The sequence below is a fragment of the Amycolatopsis saalfeldensis genome, from assembly GCF_900110575.1.
Taxonomy (GTDB): domain Bacteria; phylum Actinomycetota; class Actinomycetes; order Mycobacteriales; family Pseudonocardiaceae; genus Amycolatopsis; species Amycolatopsis saalfeldensis.
The window spans coordinates 1-15,932 of the sequence record NZ_FOEF01000032.1; the positions used below are offsets into that span (position 1 = coordinate 1).

Annotated in this window: 13 protein-coding genes; 8 read left to right on the forward strand and 5 right to left on the reverse strand. The window is 71.6% G+C overall.

Annotation, left to right across the window (positions count from 1 at the left end; genetic code table 11):
- The first annotated feature begins 518 nt into the window (after positions 1–518).
- From BMY97_RS41900 to BMY97_RS41910, 3 genes are all read left to right on the forward strand, one after another.
- Positions 519–1,313, forward strand: coding sequence for a hypothetical protein (locus BMY97_RS41900; RefSeq protein WP_091628721.1), 795 nt, complete (start codon positions 519–521; stop codon positions 1,311–1,313).
- A gap of 133 nt (positions 1,314–1,446) precedes the next feature.
- Complete coding sequence (locus BMY97_RS41905) at positions 1,447–2,634, forward strand: hypothetical protein (RefSeq protein ID WP_091628722.1); 1,188 nt, start codon at positions 1,447–1,449, stop codon at positions 2,632–2,634.
- Positions 2,627–6,319 (forward strand): FkbM family methyltransferase, encoded by a 3,693-nt coding sequence (locus tag BMY97_RS41910; RefSeq protein WP_091628724.1) that lies wholly within the window; start codon positions 2,627–2,629, stop codon positions 6,317–6,319. The genes BMY97_RS41905 and BMY97_RS41910 overlap by 8 nt, the downstream gene beginning before the upstream one ends.
- Before the next feature lie 3 nt (positions 6,320–6,322).
- Here the strand turns inward: BMY97_RS41910 and BMY97_RS41915 are convergent, their stop codons facing one another.
- Positions 6,323–7,471: a hypothetical protein gene (locus BMY97_RS41915; RefSeq protein ID WP_091628726.1), complete on the reverse strand. Its 1,149-nt coding sequence runs from the start codon at positions 7,469–7,471 to the stop codon at positions 6,323–6,325.
- Between the two features lie 191 nt (positions 7,472–7,662).
- On the opposite strand from BMY97_RS41915, the gene BMY97_RS41920 reads away from it, so the two are divergent.
- Complete coding sequence (locus BMY97_RS41920; RefSeq protein WP_091628728.1) at positions 7,663–9,219, forward strand: acyltransferase family protein; 1,557 nt, start codon at positions 7,663–7,665, stop codon at positions 9,217–9,219.
- A gap of 76 nt (positions 9,220–9,295) precedes the next feature.
- On the opposite strand, the gene BMY97_RS41925 is transcribed toward BMY97_RS41920, so the two are convergent.
- The 3 genes from BMY97_RS41925 to BMY97_RS41935 all read right to left on the reverse strand — a co-directional run bounded on the left by BMY97_RS41925 (position 9,296) and on the right by BMY97_RS41935 (position 12,001).
- On the reverse strand, positions 9,296–9,964 hold the full coding sequence (locus BMY97_RS41925) for a response regulator (RefSeq protein WP_091628730.1): 669 nt from the start codon (positions 9,962–9,964) through the stop codon (positions 9,296–9,298).
- Positions 9,961–11,085 (reverse strand): sensor histidine kinase, encoded by a 1,125-nt coding sequence (locus BMY97_RS41930; protein ID WP_177231803.1) that lies wholly within the window; start codon positions 11,083–11,085, stop codon positions 9,961–9,963. Before BMY97_RS41930 ends, BMY97_RS41925 begins: the two co-directional genes overlap by 4 nt.
- Positions 11,086–11,164: 79 nt before the next feature.
- A complete protein-coding gene (locus tag BMY97_RS41935; protein WP_091628732.1) occupies positions 11,165–12,001 on the reverse strand; it encodes a helix-turn-helix transcriptional regulator in 837 nt (278 codons plus the stop codon).
- A 102-nt stretch (positions 12,002–12,103) separates the two neighbouring features.
- Here BMY97_RS41935 and BMY97_RS41940 point away from each other — a divergent pair, with 102 nt between their 5' ends.
- Genes BMY97_RS41940 through BMY97_RS41955 form a run of 4 tightly spaced genes read left to right on the forward strand, consistent with a single transcriptional unit; the run spans position 12,104 to position 15,451 of the window.
- Positions 12,104–13,546: an MFS transporter gene (locus BMY97_RS41940; protein WP_091628733.1), complete on the forward strand. Its 1,443-nt coding sequence runs from the start codon at positions 12,104–12,106 to the stop codon at positions 13,544–13,546.
- 45 nt (positions 13,547–13,591) lie between these two features.
- The gene (locus BMY97_RS41945) at positions 13,592–14,116 is read left to right on the forward strand and encodes an RNA polymerase sigma factor (protein ID WP_091628734.1); all 525 of its coding nucleotides are present in this window, start codon (positions 13,592–13,594) and stop codon (positions 14,114–14,116) included.
- The gene (locus BMY97_RS41950) at positions 14,109–14,999 is read left to right on the forward strand and encodes a VOC family protein (protein WP_091628735.1); all 891 of its coding nucleotides are present in this window, start codon (positions 14,109–14,111) and stop codon (positions 14,997–14,999) included. The genes BMY97_RS41945 and BMY97_RS41950 overlap by 8 nt, the downstream gene beginning before the upstream one ends.
- Before the next feature lie 53 nt (positions 15,000–15,052).
- Positions 15,053–15,451 (forward strand): hypothetical protein, encoded by a 399-nt coding sequence (locus BMY97_RS41955; RefSeq protein WP_091628815.1) that lies wholly within the window; start codon positions 15,053–15,055, stop codon positions 15,449–15,451.
- Positions 15,452–15,455: 4 nt separating this feature from the next.
- On the opposite strand, the gene BMY97_RS41960 is transcribed toward BMY97_RS41955, so the two are convergent.
- Positions 15,456–15,902 (reverse strand): VOC family protein, encoded by a 447-nt coding sequence (locus tag BMY97_RS41960; protein WP_177231804.1) that lies wholly within the window; start codon positions 15,900–15,902, stop codon positions 15,456–15,458.
- Between the last annotated feature and the right edge of the window lie 30 nt (positions 15,903–15,932).

Consider the following 15,932-nt stretch of genomic DNA (forward strand, 5'->3'; position numbering starts at 1 on the left):
GTGCGGCGGCAGGCACAGCGGGCGCGGCGGGCGCGGCGGGCGCGGGTGCGGCGGCGGGCGCGGCAGGTGCGAGTGCGGCGGCGGGCACAGCGGGTGCAGCGGCAGGCACGGCGGGTGCAGTGGCAGGCGCGACCAGCCACGGGACCTGGTCCAGCGCCAACCCCGCCACCCAACCGGCCGCAACCCAACCGGCCGTCAACCAGCCGGCCGCGGCCCAGCCGGGCACCCGGCAGGCGGGCACCCAGCAACCGGCGGGCTGGCCGTCGGCCGGGCAGCAGTTGGCATTTCAGTCGGCCGGGCAGCTGCCGGGGGCGGGACAGCAGCAAGTGACCGGGCAGGAGGCGGTTGGGCAGCAGCCGACCTGGTATCCCGTGCAGGCGGGGGACGGGGAGGCCGGCGCGGAGCAGCAGCTGGACGGCGGGAAAGCGGCTAAGCCGGCGAAGTCACCGAAGGCTGCGAAGGGGTTTCGGGCGTCGAAGGGGGCTATCGCTCAGACGCCTGGCTGGGAGCCCAAAGCGGTGGGCGACTTCCACACCAACCGGAGGACGACGGCGCCCAGTCCGGCCGATCTGAATCCCACCGATCTCCTCGATCTCTCCGGCGGGAACTTCGACAAGCAGGACAAGCCGCCGACGCCTGAGCTTCGTCAGCTGTGGGAAGAAGGGCCACCGCGGCGGAAGCGGCCGACGTGGCTGTTCCTCTCGCTCGGGGTGCTGCTCGCGCTGGCGCTGATCGTCGGGCTGACCTGGTACATCGGCAGCCAGCCGGACCAGCGGGGCACCGCGGACTCCGTCTCGGCGCCGCCGGTGCCTTCGCCGTCCGGGTCGGCCGACCCGTCGGCCACGCTCGAAGACAAGCTGCCGACGCTGACCGGGAAGCCGAGCCAGGACAACTCCACGATGTCCCTGGACAAGGCCGTCGAGCTGAAGGCGATCTCGCAGGCCGACGCCGACCTGATGAAAACCGCGGGCGCCAACGAGCTCGTTTACCGCTCGTACGCCGACTCCGACAACGGGACGATGCTGCTCGCCGTGCCCACGGGGTCGTCGGCGCAGGCCGAGGTGCTGGTGAAGGGACTGCAGGGGAACCTGGTCGGCGGCGGTTTCGAGAGTGCCGCGCTCGGGCCCGCGCCCACCGACCTCCTCTACTCCGCCAGCAGCCCGGCCGGACGGGTGCTGGCGTTCTGGTACACCTCCGGTCCGGTCGCGATCGGCATCGGCGCGTCCCAGCCGCTGGCCGGCGACGCGGCGGCCCTCCGGTCACGGATCGAGCAGATCCGCACCAAGGTGGCCGCGGCACTGCCCGCCGGCTGACGAACCGCAGCTCGCGGAAGGCGACCCGCGGGGTCGCGCGAGGCCACTGCCGTGCACAATGTCCACGTCGTCACACACATCGGGTCGCGGTGACGCACTGACGTCGCCTTGCCGACAGATAAGGGGGGCCCTGGTGTCCTGGCAGGAGGAGCTGCGCCGGCTGGACGAGGAGCTCGCGTCAGGGCGGCTGTCCGCGGACGATTACCGCATCCGGCGTGATCAGGTACTGTCCTCGGCCGTCGGCCAGCAGGACCCACCGGCGCCGCAGCAGGCGAGCACGAGCGCGGACTCGACGCAGGTGATCGCGCCGGTCAGCCCGCCGCACGGGGTTCCGCAGCCGCCGGCCCAGCAGCCCCCCGCCGACCAGGGCGCGGAGCGCACGCAGGCCGTTTCGTGGCAACAGCAGCAGCAACAGACGCCGCACGCCGACGTCAACCGCACCGAGTACGTGCAGCCGCAGCAGCAGCCGCCCCAGCCGCAGTACTCGCCGGCCGGTGGCTTCCCGCAGGCCACGCCGCAGTCGCCGCCCGCCGGGTTCCCGCAGGCGCAGCAGGCGCCGTGGAACGCGCCCGAAAGCGACCAGAGCCCCCCGTGGGGCGGCGGCAACGACATGGGCCCCCACGTCAGCGAGTCCAACTGGGGCACCAGCCAGGGCCCGGAGTTCTTCAGCGAAAAGCCCAAGAAGGGCAACGGCAAGAAGGTCGGCGCGATCGTCGGCGCCGTGGTCGTGCTGGCCGCGATCGCGTTCGGCGCGTACTGGCTCTGGGGCCGCGGCCCGAGCAGCAGCGGCAACGGGCAGCAGACCGCCTCCCCGACGCAGCAGGCGTCGTCCAGCGCGCCGAAGCCGCCGGACCCGATGGCGCTCGGCGCCATGCCCGGCCAGGCCGAGACGCACGACGACATCACGTCGTTCGGCCAGGTCGACGGGCTGAAGTACCTGAACCCGCAGGAGGAGTCGGCCTACCAGTCGGCGGGCGCGACGAAGGTCAAGTTCGTCGTCTACCACCTGGACAACGGTGACCGCATCACACTGTTACTGGCCCAGGCCAGCAGCGCGACGGCGGCGAAGACCGCGGCCGAGAAGCTGGAGCAGATCCAGGTGACCAACGGCGCGAAGCGCGACTCCACCGCGCCGGACGGCGTGTACGCCACCACGATCGACCAGAAGGACGGCCAGTCGGCCCAGGCCCGTGGGCACTACGCGCACGGCAAGGTGATCGTCCGCGTCGAGGCGTCCGGCCCCGGCAGCCTGAGCCAGGCCAAGACGGACTTCACCTCGGCACTGAACGCGCAGCTCACCGCCCTGCCCGCCAATGGCTGAGCCCGGTACCACCGCCTGCACGATCGTCGCGCGGAACTACCTGCCCGCGGCGCGCGTGCTGGCCAAGTCCTACCTGGAGCAGCACCCGGACGGCCGGTTCGTGATCGCGGTGATCGACGCGCCGCGGGACGAGGTGACCGTGCTCGACGACGGCACGCGCGTGGTCGGTCCGGCCGCGTTCGGCATCGACGAGGCCGACTACCTGCGCATGGCCACGGCCTACTCGGTCACCGAGCTGGCCACGTCGGTCAAGCCGTACCTGCTGCGCGAGCTGCTCGTGCAGACCGAGGTCGCGATCTACCTCGACCCGGACATCGAGCTGTTCGCGCCGATCCCCGAGGTCTCGGAGCTGGCGCTGGCGCACGACATCGTGCTCGCGCCGCACTTCCTCCATCCCCTGCCGCAGGACGGGCTGGAGCCCGACGACGCGGTGATCATGGGCACCGGCATCTTCAACCTCGGCTTCCTCGGGGTGGGTCCGGGCGCCGGGCCGTTCCTGGACTTCTGGGCCGGCCGCCTGCGCCACGACGCGATCGTGGCGCCCGAGCTGCAGCTGTTCACCGATCAGCGCTGGGTGGACCAGGTGCCCGCGCTGTTCCGCAATCACGTGCTCACCGACCCCGGCTACGACGTCGCCTACTGGAACCTGCACGAGCGCCCGATCGCCCGCGAGGCCGACGGCACGCTTACCGCGGGCGGCGCGAAGCTGCGCTTCTTCCACTTCAGCGGCTATCGGCCGGAGAAGCCGTGGCTGCTCAGCTTCCACTGCGCGCGCAAGCCGCGAGTGATGCTCTCGCACAACGCCGACCTTCGCGCCGTCTGCGACTCCTATGGCGCGAAGCTGCGCGAAGCGGGGTACGCCGAGTCGCTGGACTCGATTCCGTACGGCTTCAAGAACTTCCGCGACGGCACCGAGGTGCCGAAGCTCGCCCGTCGCGTGTTCCGCGAGGGCTGGATCAAGGCCGAGCGCAAGGACAAGCCGGTTCCGCCGCACGCGTACGGCGAAGACGGCGGCCTGGCCCTGCGCGAGTGGCTGGCCACACCCGACGACCAGGCGCAGGCCGCCGCGGGGCTGAACCGGCTGACGCACGCGATCTGGGCGTCGCGGATCGACCTGCAGATGGCGTTCCCGCACCCGTACGGCGCCGACGCGGAGAACTTCCGCTTCTGGTGCGCGGGCTCCGGCGTCAACGAGGCCGGGCTGCCCGAGTGGGCGCTGCCCGGCGAGCGCGCGGCCACCCGCCCGCCGTCCGACGAGTTCGGCGTGAACCTGCTCGGCTACCTGACCGCGGAGCTGGGCCTCGGCGAGATGGGCCGGATCGTGCTCCAGGCGATCGAGGACGGCGGCGTGCCGGTGGCCTCGGTGCTCGAAGAGAAGGCGGTGTCGAACCGCACCGGCATCGAGCGGCCCTCGACCGTCGGCGACCCGCGGTTCCCGCTCAGCATCCTGGCCGTGAACGCCGACCAGACCCGCGTGATCCTGACCAACCACCCCGAGGTCGGCGCCGGGCGCTACCGGATCGGGCTGTGGGCGTGGGAGCTCGAGGACTTCCCCGAGTGGCAGCACGAGGCGTTCGGCATGCTCGACGAGGTCTGGACGGTCAGCGACTTCTGCCGCCGCGCCATCGCCGAGCACTCGCCGATCCCGGTGAAGACCATCCCGGTGCCGGTGCGCGACCCGGGCGAGCCGTCGCCGCCCGCGCGGGAGCAGGGCGAGCCGGTGCGGTTCCTGTTCGCGTTCGACTTCAACAGCGTCGCGGAGCGGAAGAACCCTTGGGGCGCGGTCGAAGCGTTCCAACGCGCGTTCCCCGGCCGGGAAGACGTGCGGCTGACGGTCAAGGCGATCAACGCGAAGATGCACCCGCAGGCCGCCGAGCGGCTGCGCGCCGCGGTGGTGGGCGACGACCGGGTGGAGCTGATCGAGACCTACCTGACCGTGGCCGAGCTGCACGACCTTTACGAGCGCAGCACCTGTTACGTGTCCCTGCATCGCAGCGAGGGCTTCGGCCTGACCGTCGCCGAGGCGATGGCCCGCGCGATGCCGGTGATCTCCACGGACTACTCGAGCACGCGCGAGTTCCTCGACGCCACCACGGGCTGGCCCGTGCCGTACCGGCTGGTGCCGGTGGGCAAGGGCAACTACCCGTACCACGAGGCCGCGATGTGGGCGGAGCCCGATCTCGACGCGGCCGCCGCCGCGATGCGCGAGGTCGCGGACAACCCGGCCGAGGCCGCGAAGCGCGGCAAGCAGGCGCGCGAGTACATCCTGCGCGAACGCTCGATGGCGGCCGCCGCCGAGTGGATGCGGGCCGAGCTGGAGAACGCGCACCGCGTGTGGCAGGCGGGCAAGCACGCCGGCCGGCCCGCGCCGCCGCACCCGATCACCCCGCTGCACGAGGCCGCGCAGGCCCTGCACTGGCGGCCGGAGGCGGCCGCGCCGTCGCGACTGCCGCTGGCCCCCGCGTTGCGCAAGGCCGTGCTGCGCGCGATCGACCACTACGACGTGCACCAGCGCAAGGTGATGGGCGCGCTGCTGGCCGGCGTCGAGGCGAGCAACCAGCGGCTGCTGGAACGGATCGAGGCGCTGGAAGGCGGCCTCACCGATTCCCGCCGCACAGCCGACGCGGCCCGCGGGGCGGGCGAGAAGCTCGGCGAGCGGTTCGACGCCTTGCACGACACCGTCGAGGACCTGAGCCGTCGCAGCCCCGACATCAACCTGGCGCTGCGCAATCTCGAAGCCGACGTCGTGAAGCTTTCCGAGGGCTACGGCGGCTTCGGCGACGACCTCGAGGCGACCACGGCGTCGGTGCACCAGATGTTCAGCTCGCGCGACGAGCGCCTGGACGCCGACGAGAAGGCCATCCAGCGGGTGACCCTGGACGTCGGCGCGATGCGTGACGCCGCCCGGCTCGCGCACGCCCCGGTGCCGCGCGGCGCCGACGTGGTCCCGTGTGACGTCGGCGCGCTGCTCATGCCGGTCGACGAGGTCATGCTGCCGTGGATCGTCTTCCACCGGTCCTGGGAGGACAGCGAGGCGCGGCTGATGGCCTCGCTGGCTTCGGGCGCGTTCCTGGACGTCGGCGCGCACGTCGGCTACCACACGCTGCGCCTGCTGCGCGCCACGCCGGAGCTGACCAGGGTGGTCGCCGTCGAGGCGGACCCGGTGAACGCCGAATACCTGCGCCGCAACGTCGCGGCCAACCTGCCCGACGGCGCGGCCAAGCTGGTGACCGTGGTCGAGTCGGCGGCCTGGGACGCCCCGGGCACGGTGCACCTCACGCAGGCGACCGCCGGCAACAGCGGCGACAACCGGGTCAGCGCGGACGGCCCCGGCATCGCGGTCCCGGCCGTGCGGCTGGACTCCCTGCCCGAGGTGACGGCCCAGCGGATCGGCCTGGTGAAGGTCGACCTGCAGGGCCGCGACCACCGCGCGCTGGCCGGCCTGGACTCGGTGCTGCGCCGCGACCGCCCGCACGTGGTGTGCGAGTTCGACCCGTCGGCCATCACGGAACTCGGCGACGACCCGATGGCCGTGCTCGCCGGTTACCGCGAGCTGGGCTACACGCCGAAGATCGTCGGCGACAACGGCGTTTCCGGCGAAGGACTGTCCGATGTGGACCTGATCGCGGCGGCCCGCGCCGACGAGAAGGCCTTTGTCACGCTGTGGCTCTCGCCGGAGGCCTGAGCCCTACGGGTTCAGGTGCACGATCGCCATCAGGAAGGCGCCGTACCAGGCGCTGACCAGTGCTCCGGCGGGCAGCACCACCGCGAGCGCGCGGTTCGGCAGCTTCGCGAGCAGCAACGCGAGCGGGACCGTGAGCACAAAGGCGGGCAGCAGGAACCGGGCGCGGGACTGGAAGTAGTTCGACGAGCAGAGCGCGATGATCACGGTCAGCGTGCTGTAGATCTGCCACGGCAACGGCAGGCGCGTGCACCAGGCCCAGATTTGCAGGGCCACGGCGACCACCACGAACAGCGCGGTCACGGTGATCCAGCTCGACTCGTTCGAGGTCAGGCCCTCGCGGACTTGGATCCACGTGAAACTTCCGAAATCGAAGTGCATCTGCCAGCCGCCCTGGAGCCAGAACCAGCCGTCGGGACGGCCGGTGCGGAGGGCGACGTAACCGAGGTAGCCGAGCAGTCCCAGCGGCGCCAGCAGCCCGCCGAGCCACGGCCGCCAGCCGTCCTGACGCCGGACGATCGCCACGATCGCGGCGATGCCGACGGCCGCCACCAGCGCGCCGCCGCTCGCGCGGGTCAGGCCGGTGAAGATGGTCAGCACCCCCGCCAGCGGCCACTGCCGCCGGGACACCGCGACCAGCGCCCACGCGACGAGCGCCACGAGCAGGGATTCCGAGTAGGCCATGTGCAGCGCGGCCGAGCCGGGGCCGATCGACCACAGCACCGCCATCAGCAGCCCGACCCGCGGGCCGGCGAGGTCGCGCCCGAGCACGAACAGCCCCCACGCCGCGGCGCAGCCCGCGAGCAGCGAAACCGTCAGCGCGGCGGGCAGCGGCGGGATCGCGACGAGGCCCAGCAGGGCGATCAGCGCCGGGGACAGCGGGAAGAACACCAGGCTGTTCTCGCCGGGCAGTCCGTCCGGGCCCACCGTGACGGCCTGGTTGTAACCGTGCTCGGCCACCGACAGGTACCAGTTCCCGTCGAACGCGCCGACGAAGCGGCCGGGCGAGACCCCCGCCTTCCAGCTCAGCAGCCACAGCACACCGAAGGCGAGCAATTGGAAAAACACGTACAACGTGATCGCGGGCAGTGCCGGCCGGACGACAGTGGCGATGGTGGGGCGCTCGACGACTCGGTCGAGGGTGGACGGCTGCACGCGCGCCGGGCTCCTGAACTGCTCGGGTGAAAGCGGACGAAACTCTCCTCCGATCGTACCTGGGCGGCGCATAAGCCGAGGCCAGAACGCCTTCGTGGGCCTTTCGCGCATTCCGGCATATTTCGGGGAGTGCCCACCGCGGCCGGAGCAGGGCGCTACCCTTGTCGGGGTAGTCGGGCGAGCAGACGGGGGTGGTCGCGCTGGTGGAGCAGCCACCTGCTGTGCAGAAGAAGACCCGCATCGTCTTCATCGACATCGGCCGCGGCCTCGGCGCCCTGCTCGTGTTCTACAGCCACATCGCCCACCCCTGGGTGATCGCCAAGGGTGAGAACGCGCCGTACGTCAGCTTCATCGAGGCGCTGACCAGCGACCCGATGCACATGTCGAAGCAGGGCATCGGCCAGATCGCGGTGCCGTTCTTCTTCCTGGTCAGCGGATTCGTCGTGACGCCGATCGCCCTGCGCCAAGGCCAGGCGCGGTTCGCGTTGAACCGCTTCATCCGCGTGTACGCGCCCATGCTGTTCGTGGTGCTGCTGACCTCGCTGCTGCTGGTGGTGAACCTGCACCCGCCGTCGACCGGCCAGTCGCAGGAGCTGACCCCGCTCACCATCCTGACCAACACCACGTTGATCAACTACATCATCTACCCGCAGATCGTGCTGGTGCCGGTGGCGTGGACGATGATCGTCGAGGTCATCTTCTACCTGCTGCTGATGGCGATGCTGCCGTTGCTGCGCCGGTGGGTGTGGCTGGCGATCGCGGTGGAGCTGACGTTCATCTTCGTGGTGATGATGAGCCGCTCGCAGCTCGGCCCGTCGTACTCGCTGTTCGGGGTGAACGTCTCCTACCTGCCGGTGATGGTGATCGGCCAGATCATCTGGGCCACCACGTCGAAGAAGATCCCGTTGTGGACCGGCGCGCTGTACGGCGCCGCCGCGTGGTCGCTGTACGTGCTGGCGGACATCATCAACGTCGGGCGGATCGACGACTCGTACAACCTGTCGATGGCCTTCGCCGTGCTGTGCTTCCTGATGGGCATGTTCGCCGAGCCGAAGCTGAAGCAGCGGAAGTTCTGGACGATGGTGTCCGAGCGCAGCTACTCGATCTACCTGCTGCACATGCTCGTTTCGTTCGTGCTGCTGCAGTTGCTCCGGCCGCTGATGCCGCTGCCGCTCGCGCTGGTGATCGTGATCCCGGCGGTGTTCGGCGTGGTCGAGCTGAGCTACCGGTTCGTGGAGCGGCCGAGCCACACGCTGGCGCGGAAGCTCTCACACCGGTCGAAGCCCGCGCCGATCAAGGTGAGCAGCGAGATCACCATCGAGATCCCGCGGGTCGACGAGCGCCCGCTCGCGCCGGCCCGGCGGCCCGCGGCCCCGCCGCCGCGGCCCGGTGGCTCGGCGACCGACGGCTCGGTCCAGGGCAGCCTCACCGACGCCCCGCCCGCTCCCGGCAACGGCGTCCGCCCGAAGCCAAGGCCGCAGCCGCGCAACGACGACCAGCACACCGCGATCCTCAAGCCGGTCATGGTGCCGCGGCCGCCTCGGGAACCTCGGGAACCTCGTGAGCCACGGGAGCTGGAGGAGGAGGACCGCACCGCGGAACCACGTGTCCGGCGCCCCGCGCCGCGGCGCCGCTCCTCAGCCCCGCTTGAGCTGCAGCACCACTCTGACCAGGAAGACCACGGCCAGCACGGCGACCACGACGATCTCCCACGCCATGGGAGCTCCTTCCGCCGAACACCTCGGTGAGTAACCGATGCTCTGCCGGTTAGGCGTCCGAAGGTGGGATGGCGTTCACTGACACGGCGTAACTCACACCTTCGGGCTAGTGCCCGCCCGGCGTGACCAAGCCCGATTCGTATGCCAGCACGACCAGCTGAGCCCGGTCCCGCGCGCCGATCTTCGTCATGATCCGGCTGACGTGGGTGCGCGCGGTCGCGGTGGAAATCACCAGGTGGGCGGCTATTTCGTCGTTGGAGAGCCCGCCCGCGACCAGCGCCAGCACCTCGCGTTCGCGGTCGGTCACCTCGCGGACGGCGGACGGGTTGACGCGCCGGTGCTCCGGCCGTCCGACGAATTCGGCGATCAGCCGGCGCGTGACGGTCGGCGCCAGCAGCGCCTCGCCCGCGGCGACCACCTGCAACGCCCGCAGCAGCTCGACCGGCTCGGTGTCCTTCAGCAGGAACCCGCTGGCGCCGGAGCGCAGGGCCTCGTAGACGTACTCGTCGACGTCGAAGGTGGTCAGCACCAGCACCTTCACCCCGGCCAGCTCCGGGTCGGCGGTGATCCGGCGGGTGGCGGCGAGGCCGTCGGTGCCGGGCATCCGGACGTCCATCACCACGACGTCGGGCCGGTGCTCGGCGGCGAGAGCGACGGCCTGCTCGCCGTCACCGGCCTCGCCGACGACCTCGAAGCCGTCCTCGGTCTCCAGCAGCACCCGGAACCCGGCCCGGACCAGGGCCTGGTCGTCGGCCAGCAGCACGCGGATCGTCATCCGTCCCCCTCGACGGGCAGCTCGGCCCGCACCTCGAACCCGTCGCCGGTGACCCCGGCTTCCACTTGCCCGCCGAGCGCCGCCGCGCGCTCGCGCATCCCGCGCAGCCCGTGGCCGGGCGTCGGCTCCACGGTGCCACGGCCGTCGTCCCGCACGGTCAGCGCCAGCGCGCCGGGCCGCCGCTCCAGGCGGACGTCCACGCGACTGGCTTCCTCGGCGTGCCGGACGACGTTGGTCAGCGACTCCTGCAGGATCCGGTACGCGGCGCCGTCGACCGGCGCCGGCAGCTCCCCGGCCTCGCCGTGCAGCTCGACCTGCAGGCCCGCGGCTCGCGCGTGGTCCAGCAGCTCGTCGATCTGCGCGAGGCTGGGCGCGGGCGCCTTGTCCTCCCCCGAGCGCAGCACGGCCAGCGTCGCCCGCAGGTCGTTGAGCGCCGAAGCGCTGGCGGCCTTGATGTTGAGCAGCGCCTCCTTCGCCTGTTCCGGGCGCCGATCGGCGACGTGCGCGGCGACGCCGGCCTGCACGTTGATCATCGCCAGGCTGTGCGCGACGACGTCGTGCACCTCGCGCGCGATGCGCAGCCGCTCCTGCTCGGCCATCCGGTGCCGGTGCTCGTCGGCCTGCGCGCGCCGCGCCGTGATCGCCGCGAACTGGTACCGCACGGCCGTGCCGACGCCGATCACCGCGGCCGACCACAGCACCGCGACCCCGGCGCCGGCGTTGATGGCGAACGACCGGGTGGTGACCAGGTACGCGACGTACGCGGCGAAGAGCACGGCCGCCGCGGTGATCCCGGCGGTCATCGGCCCGCGCTTGCGCGTGAGCATGAACAGCGCCATCGCCGGCACCACGAGCACCGGCCCGCCGGGCTCGCCCACCGCGTAGTACGCGTACGCCGAAGCGGCGGTGGCCACGAAGATCGTCAGCGGGAATTCGTGCACCAGCAGCAAAGTCAGCACCGTCGCGGCGAGCCAGGCGACGCCGAGCGGGCCGAGCGGATGCGCGTCCGGCCGCCAGTGACTGGCGGCGCTGGTGGCGCCCAGCACGACGACCAGCACCACCACGGTCCGGAACACCCGTCCGACCCACGGGTTCCGCCCCCGCCACCGGTCCTGCCGCATGCTGCAGAAAACTACCCGGCCCGGCCGCCGCGCGCGTCCGTCCGGAGGCGGCTTCCCGGCGGCCGTCGTACGCGGTACTTCAGTCGAACAGCAGCGGGAGCTTCGCCGCCGTCTCCTCGTCGGCCGGGGTGTAGGTCGACATGGTGATCTCCGAGCGGCGGCCCAGGTAGACGTAGGTGAAGTCGAACTTCAGCAGGCCGGCCTCGGGATGCAGGTACTGCTTGGTGCGGACCGGATCGGGGTTCACGTCGTGCTGGTCCCACAGCCGCGCGAACAGCGGCGACTCGGCCTTCAGCCGTTTGACCAGGCACTTCCACGAGCTCTCGGCCACGTGCTCGGCCATCGCGGCGCGGAACGACGCGATCACGCGCGGCACGTTCGTCTCCCAGTCGAGCATCCGCTCCCGCCACCGGGGGTTCAGCAGGCACTGGACCAGCGTGTTGCGGTCCTCGAACGGCAGGTCGTCGACCTCGTCGCCCATCAGCCAGGTGTAGCCGCGGTTGTAGCCCAGCAGGTCGCAGCGCGCGTTGCGCACCACCACGGGATACGGCTCCAGCTTGGCCATCATCATCCGCATCGACGGCGTGACGGCGTTGCACTGCTTGTCCGACGGCGGCTCCGGCGCGCCGGCCAGCGTGAACAGGTGCAGGTGCTCGTGCGGGTCGAGGCGCAGCGTGCGGGAGATGGCGGTGAGCACCTGCTCGGACGCGTTGATGTCGCGGCCCTGCTCCAGCCACGTGTACCAGGTGACCCCGACGCCGGCGAGCTGCGCGACCTCCTCGCGGCGCAGGCCCGGCGTCCGCCGTCGGCCACCGAGGGGCAGCCCGACCTGCTCGGGGGTGATGCGCGCGCGGCGGCTGCGCAGGAACGCGCCGAGCTCGTCCCGGCGCAGGCGTTCTTCTACGGCGCTGGTCATGGTTCCAGGTAAGCACAGCTCCCAGCCTGTTACCAGGTAGTCGCACTACCAGGATAAGAGCGCACCTGGTACCAGGTTGGAGACGGTCGGATCGTGGTAGTCATGACCACGACAACCACCGCGCCGGCGACGACCACCGTCGCCGCCGGCGCCCCTGCCAGGCCGGGCCTCACCCCTGCCGGCCTGGTCACCGTGCTGCTGGGGGCGGCACTCCCGATCATCGACTTCTTCATCGTCAACGTCGCCCTGCCGACCATCAACGAGGACCTGCACACCTCCGCCTCCACGCTGGAGCTGGTGGTGGCGGCGTACGGCATCGCGTACGCCGTGCTGCTGGTACTCGGCGGGCGGCTGGGCGACACCTTCGGCCGGCGCCGGCTGTTCCTGCTCGGCCTCACCCTGTTCACTATTACGTCGCTCGTCTGCGGCATCGCCCCGAACGCGACGACGCTGGTGCTCGCCCGCGCGGCGCAGGGAGCGGCTTCGGCGCTGCTGCTGCCGCAGGTCCTGTCGATCATCCAGGCGGGCACGACGGGCCAGCACCGCTCACGCGCGCTCGGCATGTACGGCGCGACCGGCGGCATCGCGACCGTCGTCGGCCAGCTGTTCGGCGGCGCGCTGGTGGCCGCGGACCTGTGGGGCACGAGCTGGCGGCCGATCTTCCTGGTGAACGTGCCGATCGGCCTGGTCGGGCTGATCATCGCCCGGCGCACGGTGCCGGACAGCCGCGCCGCGAACCCGCTGGGCATCGACCGCTGGGGCACCGCGCTGCTGGCCGTCTCGCTGCTTTCGCTGCTGATCCCGATCATGGAGGGCCGCGCGCTCGGCTGGCCGTGGTGGACGATCGCGCTGCTCGCGCTGTTCCCCTTCGCCGCCTTCGCGTTCGTACGCGTCGAGATGCGGCTCCAACAGCGTGGCGGGATGCCGCTGTTGCCGCCTTCGCTGGTGAAGACGGCGACTGTGCGCCACGGGTTGATGGTCGCGGTGCCGTTCTTCTGCGGCTTCGGCTCCTTCATGTTCGTCTACGCGATGACGCTGCAGGACGGCCTGCACCTGGGCCCGCTCGGCTCCGGGCTGGCGCTGACGCCGATGGCCGTCGCGTACTTCACGACGTCACTGGTCACCACTCGGCTGGTGACCCGCTACGGGCAGAAGGTGGTGGCCATCGGCGGCGTGCTGCTGACGGTCGGCCTGCTGACGCTGGCGGGCTCGGCGCTGCTGGCCTGGCCGGACCTGTCCGTCTGGGACCTGGCGCCCGCGATGATCCTGATCGGGGCGGGCAACGGCATGGCGATGAGCACGCTGTTCCGCATCGTGCTTTCGCGCGTGCCGACCGACCTGGCCGGGGTCGGCGGCGGGGTGCTGACCACGACCCAGCAGACCTCGCTGGCCCTCGGCGTGGCGGTGTTCGGCAGCCTGTTCGCGGGGCTGAGCACGTCCGGATCCTTCGGCTTCGAAGGCGCGTTCGTGCTGGTCGTCGGGCTGCTGGCGGTGCTGGCCGTGGTGGTCACGGCGCTGTCGCGCAAGCTGCCCGACCCGCGCTGAAAATTCACCCGGCGGAAAACCCGGCCGCCGGACGACGATGAGGGTGTGACGGAACCTCGGGTGCGACCGGACCCGGCCTTCGCGCTGCTCGGGCTCTACGAGACCGCGCTGCCGGAGGTCTACGGGTACCTGCTCTCGAGGTGCGGCGACCGCACGCTGGCCGAGGAACTGACGTCCGAGACGTTCCTCGGCGCGGTCGCCGCCTGTCGCAAGGACGACGCGCCCGCGGTGAACGTCGCGTGGCTGATCGGCGTGGCCCGGCACAAGCTCGCCGACCACTGGCGGCGCCGGGAGCGCGAGGACCGGGGGCTGCGGCTGGTGCACGACTCCGAGCCCGACGTCAGCGACCCGTGGGACGAGCGGCTCGACGCCCTGCGCGCGCGGCAGGTGCTCGAGTCGCTCGCCGTACCGCACCGGGCCGCGTTGACGCTGCGGTACGTCGACGGCCTGCCGGTCGCCGGCGTCGCCGAGCACCTGGGCCGCACCGTCCACGCCACGGAGGCGCTGCTGACCCGCGCCAAGGCCGCGTTCCGGCGCGGCTACCAGGAGAAGGAGGGTCGCGATGCCTGAGCCGTTCGACGCGCTTCGCCGGCCCTCGGCGCCGGTCGACCCCGATCCGGCGTTCGCCGCGGAACTGCGCGACCACCTCAGTCGCCTGATCCTGAACGGAGCCGAGATGACCACCACCGAAACCCCGACCGACGCCCAGGTCCACGCCCTCGCGCCGTACCTCGTCGTGACCGACGCCCGGGCCGCGCTCGACTTCTACGTCGAGGTCTTCGGCGCGCGCCGGCGGTCCGACCCGATCCTGATGGACGACGGCCGGATCGGGCACGCCGAGGTGGCCATCGGCGACAGCGTGCTGATGCTGGCCGAGGAGTTCCCCGAGCTGGGCAACGTCGTCGCGCCGGTCGGCGGGCCGCTGATCCGCGTCGAGGTGGCGGACGTGCGGGAGTCCGCGCGCCTGGCCGTCGAGCGGGGCGCGGAGCTGCTGCGCCCGGTCGAGGACCGCGGTTACGGCCTCGGCGGGACGATCAAGGACCCGTACGGCCAGCGGTGGCTCCTCGGTCAGGCCGCACCGGCCGCCCGCGCCGATGCTCCGCCGGTACGCCACGGCGAGGCGGGCTACTTCACCTTCCAGGTCCCGGCGGCCGAGCCCGCGAAGGAGTTCTACGGCGCCGTGCTCGGCTGGCAGTTCTCGCCGGGCCGGGTCGACGGCAGCTGGGGCGTCGAAGGCAACGGCCTGAACGGCGGCGGGCTCTACAGCCGCCCAGGCCTCCAGGTGGGCTGGAAGGTGGTTTACGCCGTGGACGACCTGGCCGCCGCGCTCAGCCGGGTCCGAGCGCACGGCGGGACCGCGGGCGAGGCGGAACGGCGGCCGTTCGGGCTGCTCGCGGACTGCGTCGACAACCAGGGCATCGAGTTCGGGCTGTGGGAGCGGCCGAGCGAGTGAGATGGGCCTCGCCACGGGGGGTGTTCCGCGCCGCCGGGGCGCACACTCGGTCCATGGCCGGGCACTGGACGCCACACGACGACGCGGAGCTCACCGCCGCTTGGCGGCTGTGGCTGGAACTCGACTCGGGCAACTGGCCCGGCCCCGACTGGGACGGCACCCCCGCCGACGCCGTCCGCGGTCTGGAACGCCTCGTCAGCACCTGCGACGAGATCCTCGCGGACTACCAGCGCGGCGGCGGCCCGTCCGAGGCCGGGATCGCCGGGGTGGCTCGTTCGGTCTACCTGTCGTCGACCTGGACGATGAAGCTGTGGCGCGACGACACCACCCCGCTCGACGCCGAGCGGGCCGCCCTGCTGCACGCCGATCTGGCGGGCTTCGCCGACCACGTGACGGGAGTCCGGGCCCTGCTCGCCGCCGGCGGCGGGTGGGCTTCACTGCAGGACTCGTGAGTGGTTACCAGCGCTCGGGGCGGGCCAGTTCGGGCTCGTACGGCTGTGTGATCACTTCCATGCCATTGCCGCCCGGGTCGAGGAAGTAAACGCCGCGGCCGCCGTGATTGTGGTTGATTTCGCCGGGCTCCTTGCCCATCGGGTCGGCGTGATAGGTCACGCCGGTTTCCTTCAGCCGCGCGAAAAACGCGTCGAAATCGGCTTCCGGGATCAGGAAGCAGTAGTGCTGCAGGCGCAGGTCCTCGGGCGGGACGGTGGCGAAGTCCAGCCGCACGCCGTTGCCGACGTGGACGGGGATGAACGGTCCCCACTGCTCACCGGTTTCGAGCCCCAACAGGCGGGCGAGGAAATCGGCGGACTCCCGGTTGTCCCGGGACGGGACGATCAGATGATTCAATTCGACGGAAACTGACAAGGGAAATGCCTCCAGAAGGCATCCCGGCACCTCCATGTCTCACCCAGCCGGTGACCGACACGCGAT